The organism is Desulfovibrio legallii, from assembly GCF_900102485.1.
GTDB classification, from domain to species: Bacteria; Desulfobacterota; Desulfovibrionia; order Desulfovibrionales; family Desulfovibrionaceae; genus Desulfovibrio; species Desulfovibrio legallii_A.
Window position 1 is genome coordinate 20,430 of record NZ_FNBX01000012.1, and the last position, 22,864, is coordinate 43,293.

Annotated in this window: 20 protein-coding genes; 13 read left to right on the forward strand and 7 right to left on the reverse strand. The window is 68.0% G+C overall.

What is annotated here, in order from left to right; translation table 11 throughout:
• The first annotated feature begins 35 nt into the window (after positions 1–35).
• Positions 36–1,154 (forward strand): alanine dehydrogenase, encoded by a 1,119-nt coding sequence (gene ald, locus BLS55_RS08170; protein ID WP_092154183.1) that lies wholly within the window; start codon positions 36–38, stop codon positions 1,152–1,154.
• Between the two features lie 180 nt (positions 1,155–1,334).
• Here ald and BLS55_RS08175 read toward each other — a convergent pair whose 3' ends face one another.
• From BLS55_RS08175 to BLS55_RS08190, 4 genes are all read right to left on the reverse strand, one after another.
• Positions 1,335–2,111, reverse strand: coding sequence for an ABC transporter ATP-binding protein (locus BLS55_RS08175; protein WP_092154185.1), 777 nt, complete (start codon positions 2,109–2,111; stop codon positions 1,335–1,337).
• Positions 2,108–2,884: an ABC transporter permease gene (locus tag BLS55_RS08180; protein WP_257243189.1), complete on the reverse strand. Its 777-nt coding sequence runs from the start codon at positions 2,882–2,884 to the stop codon at positions 2,108–2,110. The genes BLS55_RS08175 and BLS55_RS08180 overlap by 4 nt, the downstream gene beginning before the upstream one ends.
• Positions 2,877–3,845, reverse strand: a complete 969-nt coding sequence (locus BLS55_RS08185; RefSeq protein ID WP_092154188.1) for an ABC transporter substrate-binding protein — start codon at positions 3,843–3,845, stop codon at positions 2,877–2,879. The genes BLS55_RS08180 and BLS55_RS08185 overlap by 8 nt, the downstream gene beginning before the upstream one ends.
• 105 nt (positions 3,846–3,950) lie before the next feature.
• Complete coding sequence (locus tag BLS55_RS08190) at positions 3,951–5,327, reverse strand: PadR family transcriptional regulator (RefSeq protein WP_092154190.1); 1,377 nt, start codon at positions 5,325–5,327, stop codon at positions 3,951–3,953.
• A gap of 339 nt (positions 5,328–5,666) precedes the next feature.
• On the opposite strand from BLS55_RS08190, the gene BLS55_RS08195 reads away from it, so the two are divergent.
• The 11 genes from BLS55_RS08195 to dapA all read left to right on the forward strand — a co-directional run bounded on the left by BLS55_RS08195 (position 5,667) and on the right by dapA (position 17,220).
• Positions 5,667–5,930, forward strand: a complete 264-nt coding sequence (locus BLS55_RS08195; RefSeq protein ID WP_092154192.1) for a PxxKW family cysteine-rich protein — start codon at positions 5,667–5,669, stop codon at positions 5,928–5,930.
• Between the two features lie 129 nt (positions 5,931–6,059).
• Entirely contained in the window at positions 6,060–7,301 is a 1,242-nt protein-coding gene (locus tag BLS55_RS08200; protein ID WP_092154194.1) for a M20 family metallo-hydrolase, read from the forward strand.
• Positions 7,294–9,219 (forward strand): tRNA uridine-5-carboxymethylaminomethyl(34) synthesis enzyme MnmG, encoded by a 1,926-nt coding sequence (mnmG, locus tag BLS55_RS08205; RefSeq protein ID WP_092154196.1) that lies wholly within the window; start codon positions 7,294–7,296, stop codon positions 9,217–9,219. The genes BLS55_RS08200 and mnmG overlap by 8 nt, the downstream gene beginning before the upstream one ends.
• Before the next feature lie 123 nt (positions 9,220–9,342).
• Positions 9,343–10,272: a PilZ domain-containing protein gene (locus BLS55_RS08210; protein WP_143339536.1), complete on the forward strand. Its 930-nt coding sequence runs from the start codon at positions 9,343–9,345 to the stop codon at positions 10,270–10,272.
• A 43-nt stretch (positions 10,273–10,315) separates the two neighbouring features.
• Positions 10,316–11,188 carry a hemolysin family protein gene (locus tag BLS55_RS08215; RefSeq protein WP_092154199.1) on the forward strand — a complete coding sequence of 291 codons (873 nt, stop codon included), beginning with the start codon at positions 10,316–10,318 and terminating at the stop codon, positions 11,186–11,188.
• The gene (lnt, locus tag BLS55_RS08220) at positions 11,185–12,795 is read left to right on the forward strand and encodes an apolipoprotein N-acyltransferase (protein ID WP_092154201.1); all 1,611 of its coding nucleotides are present in this window, start codon (positions 11,185–11,187) and stop codon (positions 12,793–12,795) included. The genes BLS55_RS08215 and lnt overlap by 4 nt, the downstream gene beginning before the upstream one ends.
• Positions 12,796–12,900: 105 nt before the next feature.
• Positions 12,901–14,014, forward strand: a protein-coding gene (gene prfB / locus BLS55_RS08225) for a peptide chain release factor 2 (protein WP_257243190.1) whose coding sequence is annotated in 2 segments (ribosomal slippage) — positions 12,901–12,975 and positions 12,977–14,014 — 1,113 coding nt in all. Because the reading frame shifts where the segments join, the coding sequence is not laid out codon by codon here.
• Positions 13,998–14,777, forward strand: a complete 780-nt coding sequence (locus tag BLS55_RS08230) for a diguanylate cyclase (protein WP_092154204.1) — start codon at positions 13,998–14,000, stop codon at positions 14,775–14,777. The genes prfB and BLS55_RS08230 overlap by 17 nt, the downstream gene beginning before the upstream one ends.
• A gap of 1 nt (position 14,778) precedes the next feature.
• Positions 14,779–15,603, forward strand: a complete 825-nt coding sequence (locus BLS55_RS08235; RefSeq protein WP_092154206.1) for a MinD/ParA family protein — start codon at positions 14,779–14,781, stop codon at positions 15,601–15,603.
• 306 nt (positions 15,604–15,909) lie between these two features.
• Positions 15,910–16,227, forward strand: a complete 318-nt coding sequence (locus BLS55_RS08240; protein WP_257243191.1) for an HU family DNA-binding protein — start codon at positions 15,910–15,912, stop codon at positions 16,225–16,227.
• 114 nt (positions 16,228–16,341) lie between these two features.
• On the forward strand, positions 16,342–17,220 hold the full coding sequence (dapA, locus tag BLS55_RS08245; RefSeq protein ID WP_092154210.1) for a 4-hydroxy-tetrahydrodipicolinate synthase: 879 nt from the start codon (positions 16,342–16,344) through the stop codon (positions 17,218–17,220).
• Positions 17,221–17,493: 273 nt separating this feature from the next.
• On the opposite strand, the gene purN is transcribed toward dapA, so the two are convergent.
• Genes purN through BLS55_RS08260 form a run of 3 tightly spaced genes read right to left on the reverse strand, consistent with a single transcriptional unit; the run spans position 17,494 to position 21,207 of the window.
• Positions 17,494–18,168: a phosphoribosylglycinamide formyltransferase gene (gene purN / locus BLS55_RS08250; RefSeq protein ID WP_092154212.1), complete on the reverse strand. Its 675-nt coding sequence runs from the start codon at positions 18,166–18,168 to the stop codon at positions 17,494–17,496.
• A gap of 7 nt (positions 18,169–18,175) precedes the next feature.
• Entirely contained in the window at positions 18,176–19,705 is a 1,530-nt protein-coding gene (gene cobA, locus BLS55_RS08255; protein WP_092154214.1) for a uroporphyrinogen-III C-methyltransferase, read from the reverse strand.
• Positions 19,702–21,207, reverse strand: a complete 1,506-nt coding sequence (locus tag BLS55_RS08260; protein WP_092154216.1) for a leucyl aminopeptidase — start codon at positions 21,205–21,207, stop codon at positions 19,702–19,704. The genes cobA and BLS55_RS08260 overlap by 4 nt, the downstream gene beginning before the upstream one ends.
• 223 nt (positions 21,208–21,430) lie before the next feature.
• On the opposite strand from BLS55_RS08260, the gene hemW reads away from it, so the two are divergent.
• Complete coding sequence (gene hemW / locus BLS55_RS08265; protein WP_092154218.1) at positions 21,431–22,693, forward strand: radical SAM family heme chaperone HemW; 1,263 nt, start codon at positions 21,431–21,433, stop codon at positions 22,691–22,693.
• The last annotated feature ends 171 nt before the right edge of the window (positions 22,694–22,864 follow it).

Sequence of the window (22,864 nt, forward strand, 5' to 3'; positions counted from 1 at the left end):
AACCAGCCCACCATCAACCACAGCAGAGGGTTACCATGATTGTCGGCGTTACCAAAGAAATCAAGGCGGACGAATACCGCGTGGGGCTCACGCCCGCAGGGGTCAAAACTCTGACTGACCACGGGCATGCCGTGCTGGTGGAAACCGGCGCGGGCCTGGGCAGCCGCATCAGCGACGCGGAATATGAGGCTGCGGGCGGACGTATCCTGCCCGTGGACGCTGTCTGGGACAAAGCCGAAATGATCGTCAAGGTCAAGGAGCCCCTGGAAAGCGAATACCGCTACTTCAAGCCCGGCCTGCTCCTCTTCACCTACCTGCACCTGGCGGCGGACAAAGCCCTTACAGCGGCTCTGCTGCGCTCCGGGGTGGTGGGCCTGGCTTACGAAACCGTGCAGCCCGAAGACCGCAGCCTGCCCCTGCTGGCTCCCATGTCCGAGGTGGCCGGGCGCATGGCCGTGCAGGTGGGGGCGTACCACCTGACCAAGCAGGGCGGCGGCGCGGGCATGCTCATGGGCGGCGTGGCCGGCGTGCAGCGCGCGCGGGTCGTTGTGGTGGGCGGCGGCACCGTGGGAACCGAGGCCGCCAAAATGGCCATGGGCCTGGGCGCGGAAGTGACCATCCTGGACAGCAACCTCAACCGCCTGCGCTATCTGGGCGATATTTTTTCCGCCCGCGTGCAGACCCTGGCCTCCAACGTCTATAATATCGCCGACGCCGTGCGGGAAGCGGATCTGGTTGTCGGCTCCGTGCTCATCCCTGGGGCCATGGCCCCCAAACTGGTCACCGAGGCCATGATCAAAACCATGCGCCAGGGCAGCGTGGTGGTGGACGTGGCCATTGACCAGGGCGGCTCCTTTGAAACCACGGCGGGCAGGCCCACCACCCACCACCAGCCCACCTTTGAAAAACACGGCGTCATCCACTATGCCGTGGCCAACATTCCTGGCGCGGTGCCCATCACCTCCACCCATGCCCTGACCAACGCCACCCTGCCCTACGCCACGGCCCTGGCCGACAAGGGCTGGAAGGCCGCCTGCAAAGAAAACGTCGCCCTGCAGCGTGGCCTCAATACCGTGGACGGCCGCTGCACTTTCAAAGGCGTGGCCGAGGCCTTCAACCTGGAGTATGTGCCCGCGGCGCAGCTGCTGCACTGAACCGCACAGGGGCAAAGCGCCCCGCCAGCGCTCCCCTGTGTTTCTGACCGGAGCGGCCTGCCCCGCCGCTCTGCGCCCCCAAGGCAGGACGCCCGCTGCAAAGCCCGCGCCCTGACCTGGGAGCGCAAAGAGCGAACATCCCTGCCTGCGCCGTCGCCGGAGATCCTCCCGGCAGGCGCGCTATGCTCCTACGTCTTTTTCCCCCTGGGCTGTCGCGCCGCCCGCCGCCGCGCTCAGGGCCTGACGGATCCGCGCGCGCAGGGCGGCCTGCGCCGCCGCGTCGGGGTCGCGGGGGCGAGGGGAGGCCACCTGCCAGCACTGCGTGAGCCCCCGGCCTTCTTCCATAAGGTGCACGGCATCGGCCAGCAGGCAGGCTTCGCCCACATCGTGGGTCACCAGCACCACCGTCAGGCCCGCTTCGGCCTGCAGGCGGGCCAGAAGCTGCTGCATGCGCAGGCGGGTAATGGCGTCCAGGGCGGCAAAAGGCTCGTCCAGAAACAACAGCCTGGGCCGCAGGGCCAGGGCGCGGGCCAGGGCGGCGCGCTGCCGCATGCCGCCCGAAAGCACCGAAGGCAGGGCCGCACCCCACGCGCTGAGCCCCACCTGTTCCAGCACCGCGGCCACCCGTTCACACCGTTCCCGGCGCGAACATCCTGCCTGCCGCAGGCCCAGGGCCACGTTTTCCGCCACGCTCAGCCAGGGGAACAGGGCGTCGTTCTGAAAGGCCATGATCCGTTCCGGCCCTGGCCGCACGCAGGGCGCGCCTTCCAGAAACACCGCCCCCGCGTCCGGCGGCAAAAAACCCGCCAGAATGTGGAGCAGCGTGCTTTTGCCGCAGCCGCTCGTCCCCACCAGGGCCGTGACGCTCCCCTGCTCCAGGCGCAGGTCCACGCCGGGCAGCACCACGCGCCCCGCATAACTTTTGCGGATGCCCGCACAGGCAAAAAACGGCTTCACCGCCGCATCCCCGGCAGACGCCGCAACCCGCGCAGGAGCAGCGCGTCGCAAAGCGCCCCCAGCAGGGCGATGCACACAATGCCGCAGAGCAGCACGTCCACCCGGCCGTTCATGCGCGCGTCCATAATCAGCGCTCCCAGGCCGTTGGGCACGCCGGTCAGCTCGCCCAGCACCAGATAAGCAAAGCTCATGCCCAGGGCCACCCGCAGCCCGGCGCAGAGCTGGGGCATGGACCAGGGCAGCGCCACCCGCCAGAACAAAGCCGCGCGCCCGAAGCCCAGCATGCGCCCCACATGCAGCAGCTCGGACGGCACAGCGGCGGCTGCGGCTGCCGCGCTGAAATAGACGGGAAAGAACCCCGCCAGGGCGATAAGCGCCACCGTAGTTCTGAAGCCCACCCCCAGCCAGATGAGCGCCAGGGGCAGCCAGCTGATGCCGGGCACGGCCTTGACCCCGTTGATCACCGGGGCCAGCAGCCGGGCCACGGCAGGGCTGCGGCCCGACCACAGGCCCAGAACCGCGCCGGGAATCGCAGCCAGCGCGTAGCCGGCGGCCACCCGGCCCAGACTGGCCGCCGCGTCGGACCAGAACCGCCCGGCCTGCGGGTCGTGCCCCACGCCGCCCACATAGGCCGCCAGGGTGCCGGCCACCTGCCGGGGCGCGGGCAGCAGCCAGGGCGGGACCAGATGTCCCTCCGTCGCCGCCCACCAGCCCAGCAGCAACAGGCCCGGCAGGCACCAGGGCAGCAGGCGGTCGCGCCAGGCCTTACTCATGGGCCAGGGGGCGGCCCGTCCGCAGGGCATCCACAAAGCGGCGGTCCACCAGACGATTGTAGTCCGGCTCCGCGGCAATGACGCCCAGGGCCTTCATGCGCGCGCCCAGGGCCGCCAGGCGGCGCAGAAACACGTCGTCCATATCCCAGGCCAGCTCCATATTGGGGGCAGCGGCCTCCAGCAGGGCGCGGTCCACATGAAAAAGCGCGGCGGCCGTGTCTAGCCAGAGCTTTTTATCCGCCATAAAGGCCTCTGTGGCGGCCTTGTGCGCCGCCACCATGCGCAGGGCCTGCTGCGGACGCTCCCTGATAAAATCCTCGCGCATGAGCATGCCGCTGTTGATGGCGCCGATGCTGTCGCCGTAATAAGGATAGGCCAGGATGCGCCCGTAGCCCTGGGCCACAGCCTGGGTCGGGAAAGGCTCGCCGGAAAGGAAGGCGTCAATGTCGCCTTTGGCCAGGGCCGTGCCCATATCAAAAAAATCAATGCGCATAAGGGTCACGTCCCTGTCGGGATCAAGCCCCTGGCGTTGCAGCGTTTCCCGCAGCAATATCTCGTGCATGGTGCCGGGCACATAAGCAATGCGCCTGCCCTTGAGCTGCGCCGGGCTGCGGACGGGGCCGTCCTTGGCCACCACCAGGGCGGAACACTTGTTGCCCAGGGCCGCCACCAGCCGCACGGGCTCGCCGCGCGAGGCCGCCTGGATGGCCAGGGCCAGCGTGGTGCCCGTCATGTCCAGGCTGCCGGAAAGCAAGGCGGCCTTCTGGTCCGCCGGATTGGTGAAGGGGCGCACCTCCACCTGCGGCGTGGGCGGCGCGGCATAACGCGCATACACAAAGGGCTGGATGGTCTGCGCCGTCTTCCAGGTGCCCACCCGCCAGACTTCCGCCGCCGGGGCGGCCGCGGCCCAGAACGCCGCGGCCAGCGCCGCCAGGGCCGCCAGAAACAGCGGCGACCACATAAAGCTCCTCTCTCTCCCTCCCTTCCGCAAACTCAGACGCATGCCGTCCCTCCCAGGTTTATGACCAGAACAAAATGCCCCCAGCGTCGCCGGCGGCCGCCCGCCTCACGCGCCGCCCACCGCGTAGCCCGCTTCCAGCAGCAGGGAGAGAGCGTCCTCCACGCCGAAGGCGCGCCAGTCCGCGTCGCTTTCGGCCACGTCGCGGGGCACGGCCCCTGTTTCCACCACCAGCACGTTGGCCCCCCAGTGCAGGGCCTGAAGCGTGGGCGGATGCACGCAGATGTCCGGGGTCTGCACGCCGCCGGCCAGGCGCGTCACCGCGGCTATCTGCGCCAGGCGCTCCGGGGCCAGTTCCGCGTCCGGCCCTGTGCCGGCCCTGTCCCCGCAGGGCGTGCCGGGCACATTGACCCGCGCCATAACGCCGCACAGCCGCGCCCCGTGGCGCAAGGCCGTGAGCAGCACCGCCACAATCTCCGCATCGGCGTGCTCCGGCCCCACGGGCTCCACCAGGTGGGCCAGGTCCAGGCTGGAGTCGCGCACCGCGGCCAGGGTGTCCAGGCGCGTGGCCACCTTGAAGCCCGTGGTTTTCCCTTCGCCCAGCCGTAGGGTGTGGTAGACGACGTTAGCCCCGGCTGCGGCCAGGGCCGCAGCGTCGGCAGGCGCAAGCTCCCCCGTGTTGACCACCACGCGGTAGTCGCCGGGAACCTCGCGCCGCAGAAGGCGCACCAGGTCGCGCAGCTTTTCCGGCGGGTAGTGCTCTGTGGTGCGCAGGGTTACCCAATGCGCGCCCTGGGCCACAAACCGGCGCGCCGTATCCACAATGCGCGCGGCGGACCACTCCTGCGGCTCCCGCACCAGCCCCCATTTTTCGCCGAAGGAACAAAACCCGCAGTTCATGGAGCAGGGGCGGCAATCCACCCCGATGGCGCTCCAGACCCGGCCACGGTTGCCCGCCGTGCGGCGCGCCATATCCCGCGCCCGGCGGCCCAGAAAGGCTGCTTCGGCCGAAACGGCGGGAACGGCCAGCAGTGCCTCAAGGTCTGCGGCGGCGGGGATGCGCCCCGCCAGCGAGGTCTGCGCCACGCGCTCCACCAGACGGATAAAGGCGCGGTCCATGGGGTTGGCCTCGCGCACCAGGGCCAGGGTCGCGTCCAGGGTGCGGCGGTAGTCCTCCAGGGTGGCTTCCCACTGGGCCAGACAGGCCCGTCCGCGTTCCGTCAGGGCATAGCGGCGGCGGCCCGTGGTGCGGCCTTCTTCCTCCTCGGCATGCAGCAGCCCCCTGCCCTCCATGCTCTTGAGCAGACGGTACACCCCGGTCTGGTCCGGGGCCGCGCCGCCCCATAAGGGCAAGGCGCGCAGGCCCTGCAAAAGGGCGTAGCCGTGCTGCGGCCCCTGGGCCAGTAGCCCCATGATCACGGGCTGCACAAAGCGCTGCAGGGTACCGCCCGTACAGGCGCAGCCGGCAAAATCCAGTTCTTCCATAAGCTGGCCTCCGATAGTGGAGCTTATCTAATCTTTGCCGAGAGTAGTCCCCCGCGCCGCTGCGGTCAAGTCTCGCCGCCCGCCGTCTTCCGCCAAAAAAATCGCGTGGTTCCGCCGCCGCCTGCCCGCGCCTGGCCGGGAAGTGGATGCGGCCCTTGACAGCCCGGCGCATTCGGCTATATTTCTCCATTCCCGATCCGTCGGCATGGCGACGGCGGGCGGCGCGTTGTCTTCGCCGGTGGCCCCGCGTCCCCGGCCGGGCGCGCGTGAACATTTTTGGGCGGTCCGCCGCCGACATATCAGCTACCATAGAGCGCTGCGGCGCATGGAGGTTTTGTCATGACCCCTCTGGAAAACGCCACCAAGACCGCCGAGGGCGTGGTGGTCAACGGCTTTGTTCTTTCCCCCGTGGTGGAACAGTGTAACGGCTGTGACCGGGTGCGCGAGTTTGACGGCGAGCAGTTCTGCTCCAGCTATCCCGCGCCTTCCCGCAAATGGTCCGGAGGCCGCTGTAACTTTGCCACCCACGCCAAGGTGCAGACGGCCGCCGCCGCCAAGGTGAACCCGCTTAAGGCTTCCAAGCGCGCCGCCAAGGGCCGTTAGAACATTTGCGGGGGCCGCCGCGGCGGCCCGCCGGCACGCAGCGGCCCCCCGGCTTTTTCGGGGCGGCGCAGTTTTTTGGGCCGCCTGTGCGGCCCTTCGTGTTTTTCCCCCATACGACAGGTGGGCGCCATGTTTAAAAACCTGGATACGCTGCTGCGCGGCCTGGCCGGACGTGAAGACCGGGTGGCGGAGCTGCAGGCCGTGCTCACCGCCTGCCAGGCCCTTGGCCCGGACAACGGCGGCCAGGGCGAGATGGAAAAAACGCGCTGCATCACAGATTGGCTCAAGGCCTGCGGCGTCACGGATCTTACCCGGCTGGACGCCCCGGACCCGCGCGTGCCCGATGGCCTGCGCCCCAACCTGGTGGCGCGCGTGCCGGGCAAAAGCCGCCGCACCCTCTGGCTCTTCGGGCACACGGACGTAGTGCCCCCTGGGGACAGGGCCGCCTGGAGCGGCGACCCCTGGCAGGTGCGCCGCGAGGGCGACTGGCTTTACGGCCGGGGCGTGGAGGACAACCAGCAGGCCATTGCGAGCATGCTGCTCCTGGCTGAGGAGCTTTCCGCCCGCGGCGTCACGCCGGAGCTGAGCCTGAGCATGGTCTTCATGGCCGACGAAGAAACGGGCAACGCCTACGGCCTGCGCCATGTCCTGGAAACCGCGCCGCAACTGTTCGCCCCAGGCGATCTCTACATCGTGCCCGATGCGGGGGGCCCCAAGGGCGAGGACATGGAAGTGGCCGAGAAAGGCCAGCTGTGGGTGCGGGTGCGCACCACGGGCGTGCAGTGCCACGCCTCCACGCCGCAGCAAGGGCGCAACGCCTTTCTGGCCGGAGCGGAAATGGCCCTGGCCGCCCACAACGGCCTGCGCGCCGCTTTTGACGACGCCAACCCCCTGTTTACGCCGCCTTTTTCCACCTTTGTGCCCAGCAAGCACGAGCCCAACGTGCCCAACATCAATACTGTGCCGGGCAGCGACGTTTTTTATATCGACTGCCGTCTGCTGCCCCATGTGGATCCGGAGGCCGTGCTGGCCAAGCTGCGCAGCACCGCAGCGGAGGTGGCCGCGCGCCACCGGGTGCGCATTGAGGTGGAGAGCGTGCAGCAGCAACAGGCCACGGCCACGCCCACGGTCAGCCCGGTGGTCACGGCCCTGCGCGCCGCCGTGGCCCGCATCTACGGGGTGGAGGCCCGCCCCATGGGCATCGGCGGCGGCACTGTGGCCGCCCTGCTGCGCCAGCGCGGTCTGCCCGCCGTGGTCTGGAGCTGCATTGCCGGCACCTGCCACCAGCCCGACGAACGCTCCTCCATCACCGCTACCCTCAAAGACGCTCAGGTCTTTGCCCACGTCCTGATGAACGCCGCCCATGTCTGAGCCCATTTTTGACTGCATTGTGGCAGGGGGCGGCCATGCCGGCAGCGAAGCCGCCGTGGCCCTGGCCCGTCTAGGGCACAGCGTGCTGCTCATCAGCGGCAACCTGGACCGTCTGGGCTATCTTTCCTGCAACCCGGCCATCGGCGGCTTGGCCAAGGGCCATATGGTGCGCGAAATCGACGCATTGGGCGGCATGATGGGCCTCTGGGCCGACGCCGCGGGCATCCAGTTCCGCGTGCTGAACATGAGCAAAGGCCCGGCCGTACGCGCCACCCGCGCCCAGATGGACAGGGAGGCCTACCAGCGCGCCCTCAAAAAGACCCTCTACCACACGCCCGGCCTGCGCCTCTGGCAGGATCAGGTCACGGAAGCGACCACCGACGACACGGGCATCACAGGCGTGCGCACGGCCCAGGGCCTCAGCTTTGCGGCCCGGCATGTGCTGCTGACCACGGGCACCTTTCTGGACGGCCGCCTGCACATGGGCCTGACCAGCCTGCCCGGCGGCCGCCTGGGCGACGCGCCCGCCCTGGGCCTTTCAGAGAGCCTGCGCGCCCTGGGCCTCAGCCTGGGCCGCCTCAAAACGGGCACCACCCCGCGGCTTTTGCGCGCCTCCATCGATTTTTCCCGTCTGGAGGAGCAAAAGGGCGACGATCCGCCCCACGGCTTCAGCTTCCACGGGCCGGGACCGCGCCTGCCGCAGGTCGCCTGCCACATCACCTGGACCAACGCCCGCGCGCACGAGATCATCCGCAGCGGTTTCGACCGCTCCCCCATGTTCACGGGCGTCATCAAGGGCACGGGCGCGCGCTACTGCCCCTCCATTGAGGACAAGGTGGCCCGCTTCCCCCAGCGCGAACGGCACCAGATTTTTCTGGAACCGGAAGGGCTGGAGAGCGCCGAGGTCTACGCCAACGGCATCCCCACCAGCCTGCCCCTGGACGTGCAGCTTGCCATGATCCACGCCATTCCCGGGCTGGAGCGGGCCGTCATGCTGCGCCCAGGCTACGCCATCGAATACGACTACGCCGACCCCGTGCAGCTCAGCGCCACCCTGGAGACCAAGGCCGTGCCCGGCCTCTGGCTGGCGGGGCAGATCAACGGCACCTCAGGCTATGAAGAGGCCGCGGCCCAGGGCCTGTGGGCCGCCCTGAACATTTCCTGCCGCCTGCGCGGCCTGCCCCCCTTTGTGCCGGGGCGGGACGCGGCCTATATGGCCGTGCTGGTGGACGACCTGGTGACCCTAGGCACCCGCGAGCCTTACCGCATGTTCACCTCCCGCGCGGAGCACCGCCTGCTGCTGCGCGAGGACAACGCCGACGCCAGGCTGACGCCCCTGGGCCGGGAACTGGGCCTGGTGGACGACGCCCACTGGGAGCTTTTTTGCCGCAAGCAGGAATCCGCCGCGCGTTTGCGCGGACACCTGGAGGAAACGCGCCTGCCTGCCGATATAACGTATGCAGGGGCCGCATTGCCGGCGGGCCGCAGCCTGGCGGAGGCTCTGCGCCGCCCGGACCTGGACCTTGCGGCCCTGACGGCCCTGCTGCAGGACGCCGCGCCGGAGCCCGCCGCGGCCCTGGCCGCCGTGCTGGCCCAGAGCGACGCAGACGTGCGCCGCAGCGTGCAGACGGAGATCAAATACGCGGGCTACCTTGCGCGCCAGCGGGAGCTGGTGGAGCGCACGGCCAGGCTGGAGGCGGCGGCCTTGCCCCCGGAACTGGATTATGCAAAAGTAGCCGGGTTATCGCATGAAGTTGTTGAGAAGCTCAGCCGGGTGCGCCCGCGCAGCCTGGGCCAGGCCGGACGGATTTCCGGCGTGACCCCGGCGGCCGTGGCCTGCCTGGAAGTGCATCTGCACAAGCTGGGCCTGCTGCGCCAGGAAAAACGCCCCCGCCGCGCGGGAGCGGCCGCTTCCTGACCCGCGCGCCGACAGGCGCGCTTGTGCTGCTGTCGCGCCGCGGCGTCAAAACGCGCGGCCATGCAAGGGCGCTCCGCGCCATATCCGTTGCGGCCGGCATGTCGGCGCGCCCGTGGTGGTTGTATGACAGGCAGAGGACTCATCGTTATTTTGCTGGCGCTCATGCTGGTGCTGGCCCTGCTCCTTCTGCTGCTGCGCAGCCGCCTGCGCAGCCAGCGCCAGGAGGCCAGACGCCGCGCCGTAGTGGGCCGCATGCTGGCCCTGGCCCAGGGCCAGAACGAAATTTTTGAGATCAACGTGCTGGACGGCGCGCCCCACAAGGGCCTGGCCGGGCTGCTGCAGCGCACGGGCAACGGCCGCCTGGTCTTTGACGTGCTCTGCTACGCGCCGCAAGGGCTCCAAGGAACGGCGGCGGAGGTCTACTTCCGCGCCACGCTGCCCGAAGGCTCCACCTTCTACAAATTCCACACCACTATTCTGGACGTGGCGTCCGGCAAACAGAAATCCCGCCTGACGGTCGCCGCGCCCCTGGATTTGGACGTGGGGCAAAAGCGCACCTTTATCCGCGTGCAGCCGCCCGCGGGATCCATCCGCGTGCTGGCCCTCTGGAAGTTAGGCCTCTCCCAGCCCCTGCCGCCCGACACCTCGGCCATTGGCAGGCCCTTTATTTACGCCAAAAGCGGCATGGAAAACGCCCCCCTGCGCATTGAGGATATCTCCGGCACGGGTGTGGCCCTGCGCTTTCCCATGCCGGATCCGGAGGTCATGCCTGTTGACCTGAACAAAGGTTCCCGGATACTCTGTCTTGTGATTTTTGAAGCGGGCCGGCAAGACCGCGTGATTACCTTCTGGTGCAGCTGCGACGTCGTCCATACCCGCGCGGTGACCATGGACGACCCCGCTTTTATTGTAGGCGCAAAATTTTCCAACTGGGCTATTCTGGAACCAGGCAAGACCGAACTCAACTGGTTCCACTGTTCCCCCACGCATGGGGTATTGCCCATCACCCAGTGGGTCATGTATCTGGATATAGTACAGCGCAAACTGCTCTGAGAGCATGGGGCGCTCCCGCTGACCCCAGACAAGGAGGTTCATTTTGGACGGCGGCACGGAAGGTCACAGTACCATCTGGTCGCGCCTGAGCAAGCTGTTCGGGCACGACGATGAAGAATCTCTGGAAAAAGCTATCCTCGAAGCCAGAGCCGAGGGCGAAGTGGAACCGGACGAGGAATCTATGCTCCTCGGCATCCTGCGCTTCAACGACCTGCAGGTGCAGGACACCATGACGCCCCGCACCGACATTGATTGCGTGCCCGACGATCTGCCCCTGCCCGATGTGGCGCGCATCATCGTCCGCTCCGGGCACTCCCGCATTCCCGTGTACCACGAAACCCGCGACAACATCGTGGGTATCGTCCACGCCAAAGACGTGCTCCACACCCTGCTGGACGCGCACAACAAAGACGCGCAGGCAGACGAGCCGCCCGCGGCCGCCGTTATGCGCGAACCCTTCTTTGTGCCGGAAACCAAGTCCATCCGCACCCTCCTGCAGGAATTCCGCGCCCGCAAGCAGCATATTGCCATAGCTCTGGACGAGTACGGCGGCACCTCCGGCCTCATCACCATTGAAGACGTGCTGGAGGAAATCGTGGGCGACATCGAAGACGAGCACGACGCCCCCCGCCAGGAGGACATCCGCCCCCTGGGCGACGGCGCTTACGAGCTCACCGGGCGCGCCCTGCTGGAAGACCTGGAAGAACTGGGCGTGAACCTGGATTCGGACGAGGTGGACACCATTGGCGGCTACCTGAGCATGGAGGCTGGCCATGTGCCCGCCCCAGGCGAAAGTTTCATCCTGGAGGGCTGGACCTTCACCGTGCTGGAGGCCGACAAAAAACTCATCCTCCGCCTGCGCATGGCGCCCGCCGCCGCGGAGCAAGCCGACCAGCCTCCGGCGCTGCAGGCATGACCCACCCGGCATTCTCCCCCTCCGCCGGGCTTGTGGGGCTGGCCGGGGCCTGCGCCCTCTGGCTCGGCTTTCCCAACGACCTGCTCTCCCTGCCGCCGCTGGCGCTGCTCTGGCCCGTGGCCCTGGCCCGGCTGGGCGTCACCGCGCCGGACAACGCCGCGGCCTTGCGCCGGGGCTGGCTCTGCTGCCTGGCCGGCGGCACGGCCGCCCTCTACTGGCTCACCCTGCCCGTACACAACGTGGGCGGCCTGCCCTGGGCCCTGGCCGCGCCCTGCGCCCTGTTCATCGCCGCCTGCCTGGCCTTTTCCGGCGGGCTTTTTGCCCTGGCGGCCCGCGCCCTGCGCCGTCGCCCGCCCTGGCTCTGGGCCCTGCTGCTGGGCCTTTTCTGGTTTGTGCAGGAGGACGTTTTTGCCCGCGCCCTGGGCTTTCCCTGGCTTAGCCTGGCCGGCGCGCTGGCCCCTTGGCCGCTCCTGATTCAGGGCGCGGACGCGCTGGGCGCTTACGGCCTGGCCGGGGCCTGGGTGACGGCGGCCCTGCTCTGCGCTGCCGCGGCCTGCCGCGCGGCCCCCGCGGCCCCCGCCCCCCCCGGCGGGCGGGCCGCCTGCCTTGCGGGCTTTGCCCTGGCGGCCCTGCTGCTGGGCTACGGCGGCCTGCGCCTTGCGCACAGCCCCCTGACCGCGCAGCCCGCCGGGCCGGACGCCCTGGACGTGCTGTTTGTGGAAGGCAACGTGGACCAGAACCAGAAGTGGCTGCCGGCCATGCAACGCCAGACCGTAGAGCTCTACCTGGGCCTGACCTACGGGGCGCTGGCCCTTCGGCCAGAGGCCCGGCCCCTGGTCGTCTGGCCGGAAACGGCCCTGCCGTTCTTTTTTGAAAACAACCCCCTCCTGGCCCCCCGCGTGCGGGAGCTGGCCGCCCGCAGCAACGCGCCCCTGCTCTTCGGCGCGCCGGGCATGGAACGCCGCCCAGGCGTCAAAGAGCCGGAAATATACAACCGCGCCTTCCTGCTGGGCCCCGACGGCGCAACCCTCAGCCACTACGACAAGGAACACCTGGTGCCCTTCGGCGAATACCTGCCCTCCTGGCTGAACTGGAAATTCCTGGAGGCCCTGCTTCAGGGCGTGGGCGTCTATACGGAAGGCACGGCCGTCGCGCCCCTGCGCTACCACAACCTTGCCCTGGGCATGCTCATCTGTTATGAAGGGATATTCCCTTGGCTGGCGCAAGCCCGCACGGCGGACGGGGCCAACGTCCTGGTCGACATCAGCAACGACGGCTGGTTCGGCTCCACCCCGGCCGCACGGCAGCATTTGTACCTCACGGCGCTGCGCGCGCTGGAGCAGAACCGCTGGCTCCTGCGCGGCACCAATACCGGCATTTCCGCCGTGGTGGACCCCCGCGGCCGCCTGACGTTGCACGGTGGGCAGTTCCGCGCCCAGGCCCTTTGGGCCCGCGCCGCTTTGCAAACCGCGCCCAGCCCCTACCATCGGCTGGCGCCTTGGCTGCTGCCCGGCGGCCTGCTGCTGCTGGCGGGCCTCTGGCTGCTGGGTCCGGGCGGCCCGTTCGCAGCCGGACACCGCCGGGGCCGGGTGCAACACGGCGCATAAAGCTATTGATAATAATTTTTTCTAAATGTATAGCGCCGCTGGCCGCGTTACGCGGCCACGGAGAGTTTCCGCGCCTTGCGCGCTCACCTTCAGCCCCCTACAGCCATGCTCCAACTCAGTGATCTGCGCGCCGCTTGTCAGCCCCTCAACCAACGTTTCCAGGCCCTTTGGGGGCGTCTTTGACCTGGCCGGCAGCGAACGTCGCCTGCAGGAAATTGAGCAGGCCATTTCCCAACCCGGCGCGTGGGACAAGCCCGAAGCCCTCACCCCCCTGCTGCAGGAAAAACGCCGCCTCGAAGACGAGGTGGAGCGCCTCGGCAAGCTCAAAACCTGCTGCGACGACATGAACGAATGGCTGGCCCTGGCCGCCGAAAGCGAAGACCCCGAAGCCCTGGAATCCCTGGACCAGCAGCGCGCCGATCTGGCCCGCCTGCTGGACGAGACAGAGCTGGTCATGCTGCTTTCCGGCGAGGAAGACGGCCAGGACGCCATCCTGGAAATCCACCCCGGCGCGGGCGGCACAGAATCGCAGGACTGGGCCGAAATGCTCCTGCGCATGTATACCCGCTGGGCCGCACGCCGCCACTATACGGTGGAAGAGCTGGACTTTCTGCCCGGTGACGAAGCGGGCATCAAAAGCGTTACCCTGCGCATTGCCGGACCGCACGCCTACGGCTTTCTCAAAAGCGAACGGGGCATCCACCGTCTGATCCGTATCTCGCCTTTTGATTCCTCCGGCCGGCGGCACACCTCCTTTGCCTCCGTGGACGTCATCCCCGACGCGGGCGACGACATCCAGCTGGACATCAAGGAATCGGACATCCGGGTGGACATTTTCCGCTCCAGCGGCCCCGGCGGCCAGAGCGTCAACACCACCAGCTCGGCCGTGCGGGTCACCCACCTGCCCACGGGCATCTCCGCCCAGTGCCAGAATGAGAAATCCCAGCACCATAACCGGGAAACGGCCATGCGCGTGCTGCGCGCCCGTCTCTACAACCTGGAGCTGCAGAAACGCGAGGCCCAGCGCCAGGCCCAGTATGCCGGCAAGGACGCCATTGCCTTCGGCAGCCAGATCCGCACCTACACCCTCCAGCCCTACCGCCTGGTCAAGGACCACCGCACGGGCACGGAAATGGGCGATGTGGAAGCCGTCCTGGACGGCCAGATCGACCGCTTCCAGCACGATTACCTGCTGTACCGCCATGAGCAAGAACGCTGACCCCCCCTCCCCCCTGGCGGAAAGCCTTGCCGCCCTGCGCCTGAGCGACGCCGCCGGGCGGGCCATGCTGACGGCCGCCCTGCTGCGGGAGACGGACCCCGAACTGTGGCGGGAATTTTGCCGCCGACATCCTGAGGGCGGCCGCCCCGACGGGGCCGACGCCCTGGCCGCCGCGGCCGGGGAAGCGGATTTCTCCGTCCGGGAACAAGCCGAAGGCCCCCTGGCCCAGATGCTGCCCGCCGACCCCTTCACGCGCCAGATCAGCCGCGAGCTGCAGCTGCTGGCCCGCACAGGCGGGGAGCTTTCCTTGCTCTGTGCCGCCGTCTGCGGGCCGGAGGCCGAAAGCGACGGCAGCCTGCTGGGCGCAGCCCTGGCCGAAGCCCTGGCCGAGAGCCTGCACGCCTGCCAGGAAAGCTGCGACAGCCTGGGCTGCACCGGGCCCGGCCGCTTTGCCCTGCTTTTGCCCGGCGTGGGCCGCCTGCGCGCCCGCCTGCTGGCCGAGCAGGTGCGCCAGCACTTCGCGGCGCGGACCGCAAACCTTCTGCGCCGCGCCGAGGACGGCCCCCTGCCCCTCTGCGCTGTGGGCGTCGTCTGCGCCGCCCAGGGCCGACGGCCGCCCGCCCGCATCCTTATCCAGCAGGCTGACGCGGCCCTGCACGCGGCGCAGGCCTCCACCGGGGGCATCAGCCTGGCGGAAGACCCGCGCGAGCGCGATTCCCTGGTGCAGGCCCATGAAAAACGCTTTCTCTTCTTTGGGAGTTGATATGGCAACAACAACGCTGAGCGTCTCTCTTCTGAGCGGCAAGGGCGGCGTGGGCAAAACCAACGTTTCGCTCAACCTGGCCTGCGCCTTGCACCAGATGGGCTTCAAAGTGCTGCTCATGGACTGCGACCTGGGCCTGGCCAACCTGGACGTGCTCCTGGGCATCACTCCTGAGGGCAATCTGCAGACCGCCCTGCTGGGCGAAAGCAAACTGGCCGACGTGCTCTTTCCCGTGGAGCCCCAGGGCTTCGACGTCCTGCCCGCCGCCTCCGGCGTGCCTGAGCTCACCGAGCTGCAGCCCGATACGCGCGATCTGCTCCTTGCCCGCCTGGAGCCTGTGCTGCACCACTACGACTATATACTCATGGATCAGGGGGCCGGCATCTCCCAGACCGTGCAGACCTTCGCCGCCCTCTCCGCCGTGCGCCTCATCGTCATCACGCCCGAACCCACCTCCCTTACGGACAGCTACGCCCTCATCAAGGTGCTCAATCTCCGCTACGGCGTGCGCGACTTTCTGATCGTCGTCAACCAGGCGACCTCCCCGGCCGAAGCCAAATCCGCCTTCGGCAAACTGCACGGGGCCTGCCGTCACTTTCTGCATCTGGAGCCCGTGCTCCTCGGCCATGTGCGCACGGACAAAAACGTGCCCGAATCCGTCTGCCGCCAGCAGCCTCTTATGCGCGCGGCCCCAGGCTGCCCCGCCGCCCAGGATATCCAGGCCCTGGCCGCCAGGCTCCAGCGCCTGCGCCTGGGCATGCTGGACTGGCTCGCCCCCCGGCCGGTGCTCCAGCCTCTGCCGGAAACAGAACCCCAGGAGGGCTGACCCCCCGCCGTCCTGCGGCCCGCGCCGCCAGACCATAGGGCAGATTGCCTTTGAGAACAGGCCTTCCCAAAGGTTGCGCACGCTTATTCCGGCGCGTAACAGCGCAAATACATTGTACTTACGCCTGCACGGCTGGCGTCTGCTCACACAGCCGCTGCGGCTTTGCAACATTGCGCTGCCGCAAGCGCCCGCGCCGCCCCCAGCGCACGCGCGCTTCTTTTGATGCAAACAACGAAAAATTTTCCGTAGAAGGTTTACCTTGGAGCATAAAAACGGTAGGTAGAAATTACCAGTAAATGCCCGGCCTTGTCGCCCCGGCGGGCTAACCGGCAAAGCCACGGAGGCACAATGAACAAAAGCGAACTGATCAAGGCGCTGGCCGATGAGACCAGCCTTCCTTCCGACGATGCATCCCTGGTGGTCAATACGTTTTTCAACACCATGAAAAAATCTCTGCTGGCCGGAGAAAGGATCGAAATCCGCGGGTTTGGCAGCTTTAAAATCAAAGAATACCAAGGTTATGCCGGCCGCAATCCCAAAACGGGCGAAAGCGTGACGGTGGCCTCCAAGCGCCTGCCGTTCTTTCGCGCCGGTAAGGAATTGAAGGAATTTATCAACCAATAACGCCCCTTGCGCCAAAGGGCTCATGAACCCAGCCGTGCCGCTGGGCTGTCGGCGTCCCTCGGGGGTCGGCAGCCCGGCGACGCCAGTTCGGCGCGGCGCGGACAGGAGTCAGCCATGTTATTTTCCGGTGCCTTGACCGCCCTGGTCACCCCATTCCGCAACAACAGCCTGGACGAGGCCACCTACCGGGCCTTCATCGAACACCAGATCAACGCGGGCATCCACGGCCTGGTGCCCTGTGGCACCACCGGCGAATCCGCCACCCTCAGCCATGAGGAACACGAGCGCGTCATAGAAATCTGCATCGACCAGGCCAAGGGCCGCGTGCCCGTACTGGCCGGGGCCGGCTCCAACAATACCACAGAGGCCATCCGCCTGGCCCGCTTCGCCCAGAAAGCCGGGGCCGACGGCGCCTTGCTTATCACCCCCTACTACAACAAACCCACCCAGGAAGGCCTCTACCAGCACTACAAGGCCATTGCCCAGGCCGTGGACCTGCCCTTGGTGCCCTACAACGTGCCCGGGCGCACAGGCTGCAACCTCCTGCCCGCCACCCTGGCCCGCCTGGCCCACGACTTTTCCAATATCGTGGGCGTCAAGGAAGCCACCGGCGACATGTCCCAGGCCAGCCGCATCCTGGAAAGCTGCCCCGAAGGCTTCTGCGTTCTCTCCGGCGACGACTTCACCGCCCTGCCCCTCATGGCCCTGGGCGGCAAGGGGGTCATCTCCGTCACCTCCAACGTGGTCCCCGACCGCGTGGCCGCCATGTGCAACGCCTTCGCTACGGGCGATCTGCCCGCCGCCGCCCGCCTGCACCACGAGATCTTCCCCCTGCACGAAGCCATGTTCCTCGAAAGCAACCCCATCCCCGCCAAAACCGCCCTCGCCCTCATGGGCCGCATGGAAGCCGAACTGCGCCTGCCCCTCTGCCCCATGAGCGATAACGCCAAACACCGCCTTATCGAAGTCCTGCGTCAGCAAAAACTGCTCTGATCCGTAGAACAGGACGGAAATTTTTTGTGGGGGAAGGGGGGGCTTTTGTTCACAAAAGTCCCCCCTTCCCCCACGCCCCTCATCCCCTTTCAAAAAACTTTTCTCCACCGCGTACCACGCAGAAACGTCCGTTGGGCAAAAAAACAGCGGTGCGTCGTTTCTGACGACACACCGCTGGGTATGGATTTTTACGGCATTGCAACGTTGCACCGCGCGCCGTGCGGGCGTCTGCTTACGCAGCCAGCCGCCAGGGCATTTCAACTTTGAAATGCCCTAAAAGCCTTGCTCCAGGGGCGGCCAAACCAGCCAATCCCCCTCACGGGGCGCGCGGGGGGCGGCGCCGGGCGCCAGGAAGACCTGACGGCCCGCCACACACACGCGGCCCTGAGCCAGCCACTGCACGGCCTGAGGATAGATGCGGTGCTCCATAACGTGGATGCGCTGCATAAGGGCCTCCGCGTCTTCGCCCGCTTCCACGGGCACGGCGGCCTGGATGAGCACCGGGCCGCTGTCCACCTTCTCTTCCACAAAATGGACCGTGCAGCCGGAGAGCTTGACGCCGTAGGCCACAGCATCGGCCCCGCCGTGCACGCCGGGAAAGCTGGGGAGCAACGCCGGGTGGATGTTGAGCACCCGCCCGGCAAAGGCCTCCAGAAAGTACGGGGTGAGCAGGCGCATGTAGCCCGCCAGCACCACCAACTCCACGCCGTCCTCTCGCAGCGCGGCCGCCATGCGGCGATCAAAGCTCTCCCGGTCCGGGAAGGCCGTATGGTCCAGGGTCAGGCAGGGCACGCCGGCCCTGGCCGCGCGTTCAATGACCGGCGCGCCGGGCCGGTTGCAGATGACGCGCCGGATGTTCACGTCCAGCACGCCTGCGGCGGCCTTGTCAAACATGGCCTGGGCGTTGGTGCCGCTGCCGGAGGCCAGGATGGCGATATTCAAGGGCATGCGATCCTCAGGCGCGGGCGGACCGCGCAAAATGGGTTTGCAGCGCCGCCACCAGGGCCGGAATGGTGTATTCCGCCGGCTGGATATGGCAAGGGAGCCCGTGCGCGGCCAGGGTCTGAGCCGTCACCGGGCCGATGGCGGCCAGTTGCGTTTCAGGATGGGCCTTCAGCGTGGCCGCCGGAATGAGCGCCAGGAAGTTTTCCACTGTGGAAGAGGAGCCGAAGGTCACGCAGTCCAGGCGGCCTTCTTCCAGGCAGCGCAGCACGGTCTCCTGATTATGGGCCGCAGGCACGGCCGCATAGGCGGGCAGCACGTCCACCACGGCCCCGGCCTTGCGCAGCTCTTCGGGCAGCACTTCGCGCGCCTTGGCCGCGCGGGGCAGCAAAAAGCGCTTGCCCGCCACCTGGCCGCCCTCGCGGGCCAGCAGCCCTTCCAGCACGCCTTCGGCCACATAGCGCTCCGGCACAAAATCCGGCGCAATGCCGTGCCCGCGCAGGGCCTGGGCCGTGGCCGGGCCGATGGCCGCCACCCGGCAGCCGCCCAGGGCGCGGCTGTCCTTGCCCGCCGCCTCCAGCCGCTGCCAGAAACAGCGCACGCCGTTTACCGAGGTAAAGATAATCCACTGGTATTCCGCCAGCCGGGCCAGCGCCGCGTCCAGGGCGGCGTAGTCCTCCAGCGGGCGAATTTCAATGGTGGGGCACTGGATGACCTCGGCCCCCAGGTCCGTAAGGCTCCGGGCCAGGCCGCTGGCCTGCTCCCGCGCGCGGGTCACCACAATGCGGCGGCCGAACAGGGGGCGGTTTTCAAACCAGTTGAGCGTGCCGCGCAGGCCCGCCACCTTGCCCACCACGATGACCGAAGGATTGGTGAACCGCGCCGCCGCAGCCGCCTGCGGCAGATCGGCCAGCGGGGCCGCAAGGCTGCGCTGGGCCGGGGTGGTGCCGCGGTAAACCAGGGCCGCCGGGGTCTGCGGGTTCATGCCCGCGGCCAACAGATTGCGCACAATGTCCGGCAGGTTCTTCATGCCCATGACAAAAACCAGGGTGGCGGCGCTGGCCGCCAGGGCGCTCCAGTTATGCACCGAGCCGGGCTTATCCGGATTTTCGTGGCCCGTGATGATGGTGACGGAGGAGGCAAAGTCGCGGTGGGTAAGCGGGATGCCCGCGTAGGCCGGGGCCGCCACCGTGCTGCTGATGCCCGGCACTTCCTCAAAGGGCACGCCCGCGGCCGCAAGCTCTTCGGCTTCTTCGCCGCCGCGGCCGAAAATGTACGGATCCCCGCCTTTGAGCCGGGCCACCACCTTGCCCTCGCGGGCCTTGCCCACCAGCAGGGCGTTGATCTGCTCCTGGGGCAGGGCGTGGTTGCCCGCCACCTTGCCCACATAGATTTTTTCCGCGTCGGGCCGGGCGTGGGCCAGGAGCGCCTCGTTGGCCAGGGCGTCGTAAACTACCACGTCGGCTCCGGCCAGGGCGTCGCGCCCCTTAAGGGTCAAGAGGCCCGCGTCGCCGGGGCCTGCGCCGATCAGATACACCTTCATTGCACGCCCCCCCTGGCCAGCTCCAGCAGGGTGCGCGCGCCAAAGGCCGTGGGGCCTTCGGGGCAGAGCGGCGTCGTTTTGGCGGCCCAGTCCACCCCGGCGATGTCCAGGTGGGCCCAGCGCACGCCCTCCTGCACAAAATGCTGCAGGAACAAGGCGGCGTGGATGGCCCCGCCCTCCCGCGGGCCGATGTGGCAGATGTCCGCCACCCGGCTTTTGAGATTCTCCGCATAGGGCTGCCAGAGGGGCAAGGACCAGAAGTCCTCCCCGCACACGCCCCCGGCCGCCCGGATGCGCTCGGCAAGGTCCGCGTCGTCGCAGAAAAGCCCGGCCAAGCCCGTGCCCAGGGCTACGGCGCAGGCTCCGGTAAGGGTGGCAATGTCCACCACCGCCGCGGGGGTCCAGGTTTTCTGGGCGTAGGCCAGGGCGTCGCAGAGCGCCAAGCGGCCTTCGGCGTCGGTATTCTGAATTTCCACCGTATCGCCGCTGGCCGCGCGCACCACGTCGCCAGGGCGCACGGCCCCGCCGTCGGGCATATTTTCCGCGCAGGTCAGAAGGCCGATGACGCGCCGGGGCGCGCCTTCCCGCGCCAGGGCCGTCACCGTGGCCAGCACCGTGGCCGCGCCGGTCATGTCGCTCTTCATCTGGTACATGTTGGCGGCCGGCTTGAGGCTGATGCCGCCGGAATCAAAGGTGATGCCCTTGCCCACCAGAATAAGGGGCTTATCCTGCTCGTGCCCTTTGGGCGCGTGCTCCGCCACCACCAGGCGCGGCGGCCGACGCGAACCCTGGCCCACGGCCAGAAGACAGCCCATGCCTTCGCGCTCCAGAGCTTCCTCATCCAGCACGGTGCAGGCAAAGCCCGCTTCCCGCGCCAGCTCCTGAGCGCGCTCGGCCAGGGCCTCCGGATAGAGCAGATTGGAGGGCGTGGTGGCCAGCTCCCTAGCCAGGCTCACGGCAGAAGCCGCATTCTCGCCCCGACGGGCCGCCGCCTGGAAGGCGTCCGGCACTTCCTCGCCGTCAAAGCCCAGGGCCAGCCATTGCGGATCGGCGGGCTCGTCCGCCTCTGGCTTTTTCAAAGCCGTAAAGCGGTACAGGGCAAGCTGCGCCGCACAAACGCATTCTTCCACCAGGCGCTCCCGGCCACCGGGCAGGCCCGCCAGGGCGGCCTCCGGCAGCAGCAGCGAGGCATAACCCTGACGCCGGCAGAACTGCACCGCCGCGGCCACGGCCTTGCGCACCCCCGCAAGCTCCAGCTTTTCGCGCGGGCCCAGGCCCACGGCCAGCACGCGGGGCACGGGCAGATCCTTGTGCCCGTGCAGCAGGGCCAGCTCGCCCGCCTTGCCCTTCACATCCCGCAGGGCCGGGGCAATGACCAGCCAGGGCGCGGCCCGGTCGATCTGCGGGCACTGCTCCAGCACGGCTTCGCCCTCGCACACGGGCGCCAGCAGAACTTCCGCCTTCCACTGTTCCGGCCCCAGATTCTGAAAACGTATTTCCATGAGGTGTTCTCCTTGGCAACTCTTTGACGCCGCTTTGCGCGCGGCGCGGCCCGGCGCCCGCTTGCGCCCCGTGCCGGACTGCGAATATACTGTGCGACGGCGCTTTTGCCAAGGGCGACGCCGCCGGATCCACCGGCTCCCGCAAAGCCTGAAAATCCAGCACGCTTCTTGCAAGCCATGCGCAAACCGGCGTCCCCCTCCGCGCCACGCTCAGGAACCTGCCATGCTCGTTTACATCCATGTGCCCTTCTGCCGCACCCGCTGCCGCTACTGCGCCTTCTACTCCAGCCCCCTGGGCCGCGGCGTGACCGCTGCCGCGTCTCCGGCCGTGCGGGATTATGTGGATACCCTGCTTATGGAGCTGGCCCTCTGGGGCGACCGCCTGGGGGGCAGCCCGGTGGAAACCGTCTTTTTCGGCGGGGGCACGCCCAGCCTGCTGCCGCCGCGCATCATCGGCGTGGTGCTGGAGCGCCTGGCCAAATACTTCAAACTGGCCCCCAAGGCCGAAGTGACCCTGGAGGCCAACCCTGAATCCCTGCGCGGCGGGCACACGGCGGCCCAGTTTCTTTCCGCCGGGGTCAACCGCCTTTCCATCGGCCTGCAGAGCATGGACGAAACCCAGCTGCGCCTGCTGGGCCGGGCCCACAAAGCGGCAGACAGCCTGCACTCCGTGTTTCTGGCCCGCGAGGCGGGCTGCGCCAACATCAACGTGGACCTCATGTGGGGCCTGCCGGGCCAGAGCGTGCGCCACTGGCTGCAGACGCTCAAAGACGTCTTCCGCATGACGCCGGACCACATCTCGGCCTACGGCCTGACCCTGGAGCCGGGCACTGCCCTGGAGGCGGACGTGGAGGAAGGCCGCCTGAGCCTGCCCCCAGAGCGGGACCAGAACATCATGTTCATGGAAGGGGCGGCCCTGCTGGAGCAACACGGCTACCTGCACTACGAAATTTCCAATTTTGCGCGCATGGGCTTTCAGTGCCGCCACAACCTGGGCTATTGGGAAGGCGCGGACTACCTGGGCCTGGGCCCTTCCGCCACCTCCACCATCCAGAACCGCCGCTGGACCAACCCCGCAGGCCAGAACGCCTGGAACACCCGCGTGCGCCAGGGCAGCCTGGACGCGGAAGCCGAAATCCTTACCCCGGAAACCCGCGTCCTGGAGCTGCTCATGCTCCGCCTGCGCACCGCGCGCGGCCTGCGCGTTAAAGACTACCACGAGCTCACCGGCCGGGACTTCACCCGCGACCACCAGAAGCTCGTTCAGGCCCTGCACGAAAACGGCCTCATCCGCCTGCGCGACGGCTACCTGCGCCTGACCCGCAAAGGCATGGTCGTTTCCAACGCCATCCTCACCAACCTCTTTGCCCGCACCCGCGAGGTTCTCCACACGCCCCTGCCCCAAGGGGCCGCCCCCCAGGCCGTGGGCACAACCCAACAGACCCCGGAACCGGACGTCCGCCCTGTGCGCTGGCCCAGCGCCTAGCAGGGGGGAAAAATGGAAAGGGGACGCCCAGCGCGGCTGCCGGGGAAAGACGCCCCGGAACGGCCGCGCACGGCCACCGTGCAAAAGCCAGGTCCAGGGCATGCCCTGCGCGTTGCCTGAGGGAAGAAAAATTTTTTGAAGAATGGGGAGCGTGGGGGGAAGGGAACGCTT